The organism is Sulfitobacter aestuarii, from assembly GCF_042685005.1.
Lineage (GTDB): Bacteria > Pseudomonadota > Alphaproteobacteria > Rhodobacterales > Rhodobacteraceae > Sulfitobacter > Sulfitobacter aestuarii.
In genome coordinates, this window is record NZ_JBHUMP010000037.1 from 1 (window position 1) to 10,597 (window position 10,597).

The 10,597-nt window shown below is 60.8% G+C and carries 10 protein-coding genes and 1 pseudogene; 7 read left to right on the plus strand and 4 right to left on the minus strand.

Annotation, left to right across the window (positions count from 1 at the left end):
- Positions 1-78 precede the first annotated feature (78 nt).
- Both ACFSUD_RS18965 and istA read right to left on the minus strand, forming a co-directional pair.
- Positions 79-663: pseudogene (locus ACFSUD_RS18965) on the minus strand (ATP-binding protein); the annotation flags it as partial.
- Positions 596-2,161, minus strand: a complete 1,566-nt coding sequence (istA, locus tag ACFSUD_RS18970) for an IS21 family transposase (RefSeq protein WP_386376073.1) — start codon at positions 2,159-2,161, stop codon at positions 596-598. The pseudogene ACFSUD_RS18965 and the gene istA, both read right to left, overlap by 68 nt.
- Positions 2,162-2,744: 583 nt before the next feature.
- Between istA and htpX the strand changes: the two genes are divergently transcribed.
- Positions 2,745-3,668 carry a zinc metalloprotease HtpX gene (gene htpX / locus ACFSUD_RS18975; protein WP_386376074.1) on the plus strand — a complete coding sequence of 308 codons (924 nt, stop codon included), beginning with the start codon at positions 2,745-2,747 and terminating at the stop codon, positions 3,666-3,668.
- A 127-nt stretch (positions 3,669-3,795) separates the two neighbouring features.
- On the opposite strand, the gene ACFSUD_RS18980 is transcribed toward htpX, so the two are convergent.
- The gene (locus ACFSUD_RS18980; RefSeq protein ID WP_386376075.1) at positions 3,796-4,794 is read right to left on the minus strand and encodes a class 1 fructose-bisphosphatase; all 999 of its coding nucleotides are present in this window, start codon (positions 4,792-4,794) and stop codon (positions 3,796-3,798) included.
- Between the two features lie 163 nt (positions 4,795-4,957).
- Here ACFSUD_RS18980 and ACFSUD_RS18985 point away from each other — a divergent pair, with 163 nt between their 5' ends.
- The 6 genes from ACFSUD_RS18985 (at position 4,958) to ACFSUD_RS19010 (ending at position 9,667) form a co-directional block, all read left to right on the plus strand.
- Positions 4,958-5,101, plus strand: coding sequence for a hypothetical protein (locus ACFSUD_RS18985; RefSeq protein ID WP_386376076.1), 144 nt, complete (start codon positions 4,958-4,960; stop codon positions 5,099-5,101).
- Positions 5,102-5,254: 153 nt separating this feature from the next.
- On the plus strand, positions 5,255-6,079 hold the full coding sequence (locus tag ACFSUD_RS18990; RefSeq protein WP_386376077.1) for a cytochrome c oxidase subunit II: 825 nt from the start codon (positions 5,255-5,257) through the stop codon (positions 6,077-6,079).
- Between the two features lie 60 nt (positions 6,080-6,139).
- Complete coding sequence (locus ACFSUD_RS18995) at positions 6,140-7,906, plus strand: cbb3-type cytochrome c oxidase subunit I (RefSeq protein WP_386376078.1); 1,767 nt, start codon at positions 6,140-6,142, stop codon at positions 7,904-7,906.
- Positions 7,903-8,583, plus strand: a complete 681-nt coding sequence (locus ACFSUD_RS19000) for a hypothetical protein (protein WP_386376079.1) — start codon at positions 7,903-7,905, stop codon at positions 8,581-8,583. Before ACFSUD_RS18995 ends, ACFSUD_RS19000 begins: the two co-directional genes overlap by 4 nt.
- A 9-nt stretch (positions 8,584-8,592) precedes the next feature.
- Complete coding sequence (locus tag ACFSUD_RS19005) at positions 8,593-9,303, plus strand: heme-copper oxidase subunit III family protein (protein ID WP_386376080.1); 711 nt, start codon at positions 8,593-8,595, stop codon at positions 9,301-9,303.
- 13 nt (positions 9,304-9,316) lie between these two features.
- Complete coding sequence (locus ACFSUD_RS19010) at positions 9,317-9,667, plus strand: cytochrome C oxidase subunit IV family protein (RefSeq protein ID WP_386376081.1); 351 nt, start codon at positions 9,317-9,319, stop codon at positions 9,665-9,667.
- Here ACFSUD_RS19010 and ACFSUD_RS19015 read toward each other — a convergent pair.
- The gene (locus tag ACFSUD_RS19015; protein WP_386376082.1) at positions 9,654-10,493 is read right to left on the minus strand and encodes a DUF2189 domain-containing protein; all 840 of its coding nucleotides are present in this window, start codon (positions 10,491-10,493) and stop codon (positions 9,654-9,656) included. The genes ACFSUD_RS19010 and ACFSUD_RS19015 overlap by 14 nt on opposite strands.
- Positions 10,494-10,597 lie beyond the last annotated feature (104 nt).

Below are 10,597 nucleotides of genomic sequence, written 5' to 3' on the forward strand. Positions count from 1 at the left end.
ATCCAGTCCAACAATCAATAGGGTCCAATGAACCCATCATGATGACAGACGGAAGGTGGCAGGCAGGAAACGCTTACCGATGATCGAGGTGCGTTCGTAGAGCTTGCTGATCAGGTGGAACAGGAGCTGGCCGCCGGTCTGGGCGAACGGAAGGTAGCCGAGTTCATCGAGGATCAGGAAGTCCAAGCGCGATATCAAATCGGCGGTTCGGCCCTGACGCTCGGCGCGGGCTTCGGCGTCCAATTTGTTCACCAGATCGACGACATTGAAGAACCGCCCGCGCCGCCCGGCTCGGATGCAAGCCCTGGCGATGCTGACGGCGAGATGGGTTTTGCCCGTTCCGGTGCCGCCGATCAGGACCAGGTTGCGCTGATGATCAAGGAAGTCTCCGGTGGCCAGATCAAGGATCAGGGTCTCATTGACTTCGGCGGCCTCGAAGTCGAACTCTTCCAGCTCCTTGGCCAGGGGCAGCTTGGCGATGGTCATCTGGTATTTGATCGACCGGGCCTGCTTCTCCGAGATCTCAGCCGTCAGCAAATCGCCGATGATCTGCTGGGGTTCATGCTGCCGTTTGACTGCGGTGGTCAGAATCTCGTCATAGGCGGCTCTCATCCCGTAGAGCTTCAGCTTTCCCATCGCGTCGAGCACATCTGAGCGTTCCATCTGTCTGTCTCCTCAAGCTGTCATATCGGTCGCAATTAGCCGTGGGTTCGCAGTTCAGCCGCAGCGCGTCCGGTGTGGTGATTGTCAGGGGTGGCGGCGGTTCCCGGTGGCGGGCCAGGATGTTCAGCACGACGCCCGCCGAATGGACGTTGTGGGACAGCGCCTCGGTACAAGCGGCTTCTACCGCATCGATGCCATCCGTCAGCACAGCGCTCAGGATCTCGACCATCTGGCGGTCGCCGCCGGGCTGGCGTTCCAGCTTGCGCTGCACCCGGCGGATCGCGGTCGGCAAGTCCCACTCCTTGAATGGCGCACCGTTACGAAGGGCGCCGGGCTTGCGGGCCAGAACGGGTATGTAATGCAGGGGATCGTAGACGGTGTTGTCGCGCCCGAAAGCACGCGCGTGGCGACCGACGATTTGGCCATCCTGCCAGCATTCCAGCCGATCAGCGTAGGCACGTATCTCCACCGGACGCCCTACAGCACGGGCATCGACCGAGTATCTGTTTTTGTCAAACCGCACGAGGCAGGTCTTGGACACAGACACCGGAACCGCGTGGAACCCGTCGAAGGGGCCGACATAGGGGATCAGGCTCGGGCGCTCTTCCTCGAACACCTCCCAGATCGTCTTGTCCCGCATCTCCGGATGCGGGTTTGCCCGGGCATAGGCCAGGCATCGGTCCTCCAGCCAGCTGTTCAACTCGGCATAGGATTTGAATTTCGGACGCGGCACAAAGAACCGCCGCCTCATCACGCCCACCTGGTTCTCTATCTGGCCTTTCTCCCAGCCCGAGGCAGGCGTGCAGGCCACCGGATCGACCAGATAATGCCCACACATCTGCTGGAACCGCCGATTGTAGGCGCGGTCCTTGCCGACAAGGATCGTGTCCACCGCCGTCTTCATATTGTCGTAAATCCCGCGGGCACATGCCCCACCGAAGAAGGCAAACGCTTTGTCATGGGCGTCGAACACCATCTCCTGCGTCTCACGCGGATAGGCCCGGACATACGGCATCCGGCTGTGGCACAGGCGAACATGGGCAACCTTGATGGTCGTGGTCACGCCATCAATCACGACAACCTCATGGCTCCAGTCGAATTGGTAGGCCTCACCGGGATCGAAACTGAGCGGGACATAGGCGCTGGCCGAGGCTTCTTGTGCCGCCTTCGACCAACTGGAGGCGTAGCGCCGCACTGCATCATAGCCCCCGCCATGGCCGCGGTTGCGCAGTTCCTCATAGATCCGGATGAGCGTCAGGCGTTCCCGCCTCGGACGCCGGGCATTCTCGGCCAGCATCGCATCCAATTCTGACCGCCAGGGATCGATCTTAGGCCGAGGCTGCGTCGTGCGATCATAGGTGAACTCGGTGGCGCCAGATCGGATGACTTTACGCACCGTATTGCGGGATAATCGCAGCTCACGGCAAATCTGCTTGATCGACTTGCCTTCGATGAAATGCGCACGCCTGATCTTCGCGATCGTCTCCACAACCAACATCCCCTGACTGCTCCCTCATGCTTTTGAGGAAGCTTCTGATCAGAATTATCAGGGGGGTCACTTTTGGACGCCGATTACCCCAATACGGGGGTCAATTTTGCATGCCGATCCACACGCATGGATCGGCTTCTTGCGGTTAATTACCCATGACACAGATCCAGCACCGACTTTAGTGCGGGTCCAAGCCATGCGCCGTCTGTTTAAGCATATGGGATGAACTGCTTTCCCACCAATTCGCAGCTATTGCTGCGCGCATAGGTGGATAGCGGAGCATTCTGATGGATGCCGAAGTTAGGTGCCGGTGCCAACGGCGGGGTCAAGGAACACCACCCCATCGTCGGCAAAGCCGAGCTTCTTGCCGAACCGTTTTTCCAGCAGTTCCGAGGCAAGTTCAACCCTAAGATCAGATAAACTCTTGGGCCTCATTTTAGCCAATGACGCGCCACAGACCGCTGCCCGGTTTTCCCTAACTTATAGACCAACGATTGCACGTCTCCGGCCGAACAGGTGCCCCCTGCTTGCAGAAAACGGAAGCAATCCCATATTTCCTTCATTCCCTTATTGCGAGGTTCGGAAGACCGAGATGGGCTATGTAAAGACAGCGATGCTGATGGCGGCGATGACCGCGCTTTTCATGGGTGTGGGCTATCTGATCGGCGGGTCGGGCGGTGCTCTGATTGCGCTGGTCTTCGCGGCGGCGATGAACGTTTTCACATGGTGGAACTCGGATCGTATGATCCTGCGCATGCACAATGCGCAGCCGGTGCTGCGGGGCGACCGTGCGGGGCTTTATGCCATGACGGCGGCGCTTGCCAGCAATGCCGACATTCCCGAGCCGAAAGTCTATCTGATCGACACGCCCCAGCCCAATGCCTTCGCCACGGGTCGCAACCCTGCCAATGCGGCGGTTGCGGTGACCTCGGGGCTGCTGCGCAGCCTGACACGCGAGGAGTTGGCCGGTGTGATTGCCCATGAGCTGGCGCATATTCGCAACCATGACACTGCGATCATGACCGTCACGGCGACCTTTGCCGGGGCGATCTCCATGCTGGCCAATTTTGCGCTTTTCTTCGGCGGCTCTCGGGAACGGCTCGGTCTGGTGGGTACGCTGCTGATGATGTTCCTTGCGCCGATGGCCGCGGCCGTGGTGCAGATGGCGATCAGCCGGACGCGCGAATATGCGGCTGACAAAGCGGGGGCCGAGATTTGCGGCCAACCGATGTGGCTGGCTTCGGCATTGGAGAAGATCGCCATGGGAGCGGCCCGGATCGACAATCACGCTGCCGAGCGCAACCCGGCCACGGCGCATATGTTCATAATCAACCCGCTGCACGCGCATAAACACGACAATCTCTTCGCGACCCATCCCGCAACCGAGAACCGGGTAGCCGCGCTTCGTGCCATGGCAGCGCAAGGCGGGCAGGCATCGGGCGGGGCGGGGCGGCCTGTTATCGCCAGCCGCGCGCCGACAACGCGGAATCGGGATCAAGCGGGGCCTTGGGGCTGAATAGGTACTCTTTCCTGTTTGACGGGTCGCGAGGCCATTGCAGCTGTCTTGCACAAGCTCATGGCCGGTAGGCTGCTTCCGGCGAAACGGACCCGCACCGGCAGGGGCTTCTTCGAGATCAGGATATTCAGCCCTGCCTTTGGTGATATTCTTCCAGCCGCGTGACCTCCTCGCTTGAGCCGAGGATAACGGAAATGCGTTGATGGTGGCTCTGGGGAACCTCCTCCAAGATGCGCGTCAGGCCGGTCGAGGCCTTCCCACCCGCCTGTTCGGCGATCAGCGCCATCGGATTGGCCTCGTAAAGCAGACGCAGTTTTCCGCCCTTGTCGCGGTTGTCCGCATCGGAGGGATAGAGGAACACGCCCCCGCGGATCAGGATCCGGTGCACATCGGCGACCATCGAGGCCGTCCAACGCATGTTGAAGGCACGGTTGCGCGGCCCGGTTTCGCCGGCCAGGCATTCGTCCACATAGACCCGCACGGCATCGTCCCAATGCCGGTAGCGCGAGACGTTGATGGCGAATTCCGATGTCGTGGGCGGTATGGTCAGATCCGCATGGGTAAGACGGAAATCTCCAGAGCGATCGTCGCAGGAAAAGCCATTGACCCCGGTACCGGTGGTTAGCACCAATATGGTCGAGGGTCCGTAGATGGCGTAGCCTGCGCAGACCTGATGAATGCCCGACTTCAGGACTTCGGCGCGATCGCCTTCCGCCATCTGGCAGATCGAGAAGATCGTTCCGACGGAAAGGTCCACGTCGATATTGGATGATCCGTCCAGCGGATCGTAATAGACCAGATAATCGCCTTCCTCCGGCTCCTTGAGCCAAGTAATCTCGTCCCGTTCCTCACTGACCAGAGCGGCGAGCCGGGGAACATCGGAACAGATCCGCGCGAATTCATCGTCGGCGATCACATCGAGTTTCTTCTGCTCCTCGCCCTGCACGTTGGTCCCGCCCGCAGCGCCGGATTGCCCTTCGAATGCGGCATATCTGACATGGTTGGCGATCGCCCGGCAAGCGTCGGCGATGGTTTCGACAAGGGAGACCAGCGCGGGGTCTAGACGCTCCGCGCGCGAAGGGTCGGTCAGGAATTCGTGCAGGGGCGGCATATGCGTGTCAGACATCTCTTTACTCCGTGATCGAGTGAAGGGCGCGCTGCCAATCCGGTTGGTTGGAATATTATGACGCCTTTTATAAGGCCGGATCAGTAAGATGTCGGGTGATCACCGTCAAGTTGACGCCATTCCGGTCCGGTCCCGGTTTCGCGCCGGTTGCAGGGATTGAGGAATGAACGGCGGTGAACAGGCATCAGAAATGTCACTTCATACCGGGAAGGTAAAGAAGCAGGGGGTCGAAAAACAGGGCAAAGAAGCGGATCGCGCCGAGCCAAAAGGTCTCAGGGCGGGATGGTCGGGTGGCGTGGTCAGGTGAACGAACACGAGGGGATACAACCTGTCGCTGTCGGGGAGCCGTCAACCAACTGGATTTCACCCGAAAAATCTGCCATATTGCCGGGAACGGTATTGTCGGATTTCTACAATTTGCCAGGCAAGTGAGTGACCAACAACCGGAAGGGCAGCGCACATGGCCATTGTCATCGTCTTGATCCTCGTCGTGGTCGGATCGGTGCTGTTCCATGCTTTCAGCCCCTGGTGGTGGACTCCAATCGCCTCGAACTGGGGCTATATCGATACGACGCTGGTCATCACCTTCTGGATTACCGGCGCCGTCTTCGGGGCGGTAATCCTGTTCATGGCCTTCTGTGTCTGGCGTTACCGTCACAAACCCGGACGCGTTGCCGAATTCGAGCCCGAGAACAAGCGACTGGAATTGTGGCTCACCGTCGTCACCGGCCTCGGCGTGGCGGCGATGCTGGCGCCGGGGCTCATTGTCTGGAAGCAATATGTCACTGTGCCTGACGAGGCTACCGAGGTCGAGGTGTTCGCGCAGCAATGGTCCTGGAGTTTCCGGTTGCCGGGGGCGGACGGGCAGCTAGGGCGGTCCAATGCGCGGCTGATCTCCGCCGACAACCCGCTGGGGATCGATCCGCGCGATGCGGCGGGGCAGGACGATGTGATTGTGGAAAACGAGGACCTGCATCTGCCGCGCGGCAAGCCAGTGAAGATGCTGCTGCGCTCGGCCGATGTGCTGCACGATTTCTACGTGCCGGAGTTTCGCGCCAAGATGGACATGGTGCCGGGAATGATCACCTATTTCTGGTTCACCCCGATCCGGACAGGCGAATTCGAGATCCTCTGTGCCGAGCTCTGCGGAGTCGGGCATGGCTACATGCGCGGCTATGTGCAGATCGAGGAGGAAGACGCCTATCAGGACTGGCTCACCGAGATGCCGACATTCGCGGCGCTCTCGGGCGGGCCCCGGATCAGAACGGTGAGTGCCGAACCGTGAGGTTCTGCCGGGTGAAATGAACTGACTTTTTTCGTGCCCGCAATGGAGCAAGGAGAAGACATGGTTGACGTCCCGCGCCACAGCGATACCCAGGTTCCGCCCGCCGAAGTGCCGGACGTGCATCCGCCGCATGCCCACGGTTTCCTGTCCAGATGGGTGTTCTCACAAGATGCAAAATATATCGCGATCCAGTATTCCGGCACCGCCATCGCCATCGGCATGGTTGCTCTGGTGCTGTCCTGGCTGATGCGGCTACAACTGGCCTTTCCGGAGGTGTTCAGCTTTTCGGCGGAGGCCTATTACCAGTTCATCACCATGCATGGCATGATCATGGTGGTCTATCTGCTCACCGCGATCTTCCTCGGCGGGTTTGGCAATTACCTGATCCCGCTGATGGTCGGTGCGCGGGACATGGTGTTTCCCTTCGTCAACATGCTGAGCTACTGGGTCTATCTGCTGGCGGTGCTGGTTCTGGCGGCGAGCTTCTTCGCTCCCGGCGGCCCGACGGGGGCGGGCTGGACGTTGTATCCGCCCCAGGCGATCCTTTCGGGCACGCCGGGCGGGCGGGATGCCGGAATCGTGCTGATGCTGGTCTCGCTGATCCTCTTTATCATCGGCTTCACCATGGGCGGTCTCAATTATGTCGTCACGGTCCTGCAGGCGCGTACGCGGGGCATGACGCTGATGCGGATGCCGCTGACGATCTGGGGAATTTTCACCGCGACGGTCATGGCGCTGCTGGCGTTTCCGGCGCTGCTCGTGGCCTGCGTGATGATGCTTTTCGACCGGCTGCTCGGCACGTCATTCTTCATGCCGACGCTGGTAGAGATGGGCGAGCAGATGAGCTATGGCGGCGGCTCGCCCATCGTGTTCCAGCATCTGTTCTGGTTCTTCGGTCACCCGGAAGTCTATATCGTGGCGCTGCCCGCCTTCGGCATTGTGTCCGACCTGATCAGCGTACATGCGCGCAAGAATATCTTCGGCTACCGAATGATGGTCTGGGCGATCGTCGGGATCGGGGCGCTCAGCTTCGTCGTCTGGGCGCATCATATGTATGTGTCGGGGATGCATCCCTATTTCGGCTTCTTCTTCGCCACTACGACGCTGATCATCGCCGTGCCGACGGCGATCAAGGTCTATAACTGGGTGTTGACGCTGTTTCGCGGTAATATCCATCTGACCCTGCCTATGCTCTTCGCGCTGGCCTTTATCGTCACTTTCGTCAATGGCGGGCTGACCGGTCTATTCCTCGGCAATGTGGTCGTCGATGTACCGCTCAGCGACACGATGTTCGTGGTGGCGCATTTCCACATGGTGATGGGGGTGGCGCCGCTGATGGTGATCTTCGGAGCGATCTATCACTGGTATCCGAAGATGACCGGGCGGATGCTCAACGAGACGATGGGGCAGATCCATTTCTGGGTTACTTTCGTGGGCGCCTATCTGATCTTCTTCCCGATGCATTATGTCGGTCTGATCGGCGTGCCCCGGCGCTATCCCGAGATCGGCGATGCGGCCTTCGTGCCGGAGAGTGTCGCCACGCTCAACGCCTTTATCACCGTGGCAGCGCTGGTGGTGGGCGCGGCACAGCTGCTGTTCCTGTTCAACATCTTCTGGTCGGTACGGCACGGGCGCCCTTCGGGTGGCAATCCCTGGCGCGCCACCTCGTTGGAATGGCAGACCCCCGAAACCCCGCCTCGGCATGGCAATTGGGGTGATACATTGCCGCTGGTCTATCGCTGGGCCTATGATTACTCGGTGCCAGGCGCGCCGGATGATTTTATCGCGCAGGATGATCCCTGGCCGGGGCAGAGGGCCGCGAGATGAGCATCATCCTGATCTTCATCCTGGCGGTTCTGGCAATTTGCGGCCATTACCTGTTGCGCCAAGGGGTGATGGGCAAACCCTGGCTGGAGACCGGCATCGCGCCGCCCGCACCACCGCCGCGCGATGCGGTGCCCGGTGCCGGGATCTGGCTGGCGGTGGTGCTGGCGATCATCGGCTGTGTCTTCGCGCTCTTCGGCAGTGCTTTCGTGATGCGGATGGAACTGGCCGACTGGCGTTTCTTCACGATGCCTCCGCTGGTCTGGCTCAATACGCTGATGCTGATCGGTGCCAGCCTGATGTTGCACAATGCCACCCATCAGCCATCCGCCGCGCAGACCTGGCTGACCGGCGCGCTGCTGGCCACGTTCGGGTTCATGATCGGTCAGCTCTTGGTCTGGTTCCTCCTGATGGACGCCGGGTATCGGCTCACCACCGGTCCTGCGGCGAGCTTTTTCTATCTGCTGAGCGGGCTGCATGGTCTGCATATCCTCGGGGGAATGGCGGCTTTGGCGCTGGTGGCGGAGCCAAAGGACGCGGGGCCGCAGGAAAAATCCCGGCGTCTGCGTTATTGCGCGATCTACTGGGATTTCCTGCTTCTCGTCTGGCTCGGGCTGCTGGTGCTGTTTCTCGGCTGGGCGAACCGGATCATCGATATCTGCGCCGCAGTGCTGACATGAGGGACGATCATGGCTGATACCACACCACATCGCAGCGACCGGCCCGTCGGCGTGGACGGGGTCATCGCCGACTGGTCCTCCGATCAGCGCGCGTTCAAGAATGTCTCCTGGGGCAAGGCGATGATGTGGATTTTCCTCGTCAGCGATACTTTCATCTTCGGAATATTCCTGCTGAGCTACATGTCCTCGCGAATGTCGACGCAGACCCCTTGGCCCAATACCAGCGAGGTTTTCTCCCTGCATGTCGGCGGCACCGATTTTCCGCTCCTGCTGATCGCAATCATGACTTTCGTGCTGATCTCGAGCAGCGGCACCATGGCGATGGCGGTCAAATGCGGCTATGCGAAGGCGCGCCGCAAGACCGCGATGCTGCTCCTGCTGACCGCGTTGCTCGGTGCGACCTTCGTCGGCATGCAGGCCTTTGAATGGAGCAAGCTGATCCATGAGGGGGTGCGCCCCTGGGGCAATCCCTTTGGAGCGGAGCAATTCGGCGCGAGTTTCTTCATGATCACCGGGTTTCACGGCACCCATGTGACCTTCGGAGTGATCTTCCTGCTGATCGTGGCGTTCAAGGTCTGGCGTGGCGAATTCGACAGCGACAAGCGCGGCTGGATGTCAGCCGGGCGGGGCGATTACGAAAGCGTCGAGATCATGGGGCTCTACTGGCATTTCGTCGACCTGGTCTGGGTCTTCATCTTCGCATTCTTCTATCTCTGGTAGGAAAGGGACGATCGTGACTGACAGCATCATGGACGCACAGAGCAAATCGCAGGAGCACGGTCAGGAGCATCCGCTCAGACTATATTTCACCGTCTGGGGATTGCTGTTTGTTCTGAGCGCCTTCTCCTACGCGGTCGATTATGCGGGGCTGCAGGGCTATCTGCGCTGGGGGCTGATCCTGATCTTCATGGTGCTCAAGGCCGGTCTGATCGTGGCGGTCTTCATGCATGTCGCCTGGGAGCGGCTGGCGCTCAGCTACGCGATCCTGTTGCCGCCGCTCATCATCCTGGTGTTCGTCGCGATCATGGCGATTGAATCCGACTATACGGTTTTCACCCGGGGGCTCTCTTTCAGCGGTCCCTGACCGGCGGCGTGCCGCGGGACGCCGGCGGACCACTGCCGACCACAAGCTTGCGATAGATATGCCAGGTGGCATGGCCGAGTACCGGCAGCACGATGATCAGCCCGGCAAGACCGGGCAGGGCTCCGAGGCCCAACAGCACCGCGATGACCAGCCCCCAGCCGAGCAGCGCCGCCGGGTTCTGCCATACGGCGCGGATCGAGGTCTTCACGGCGGTGATCGCCCCGACGTCCCTGTCGAGCAGCAGCGGAAAGGTGACCACCGTCGTGCAGAGGGTGACCACCGCGAAGAGGAAACCGACGAGATTGCCGATCACCATAAGCGTCCGGCCTTCGGGGGTCGAAAGCACGTCGCGGATCAGCGACCGGAGGTCTTCATGTGCCTGCCCGTCGAAGGTCAGCGCATAGATCAGCCCCGCGACATAGACCCAAAGGATGAACCACAGGAGCAGCGCCAGCCCGACCGCGAGGATCGCGGGAAGCGCCGGGGAGTGGAGCACGGCGAATGCATGGCGCCATGACGCCTCCTCGTGGCGTTCGAGCCGCCGGCTGATTTCGTAGAGCCCGATCGCGGCGACCGGGCCGAGCAGGGCGAAACCGCTGATCAGCGGATAGATCAGCTGCATGGCATTGCCGCGCGAGACCCAGAAGAACAGGGCCAGTCCGATCACGGGGTAGAGCAGCACCACGAAACCGTAATGCGAGGGCTTCTGCAGGAAATCGGCCCAGCCTTCGGTCAGTGCCGCGACAACGTCCCCGAAGGTGATCGGGCGCAATCTGATCGGGGAGGGGTTTTCATGGCCGGAGGTGAGGATGTGGAAACGGGACATGATACGGGCTCCTCGGCCGCGCCGACCCCGGCGCGCGGGAAGAAGGGTAGCATGAAACGGCTTTGATGTCGTGACGGGGGTGAACACGGCGGTAGGGGAGGGCA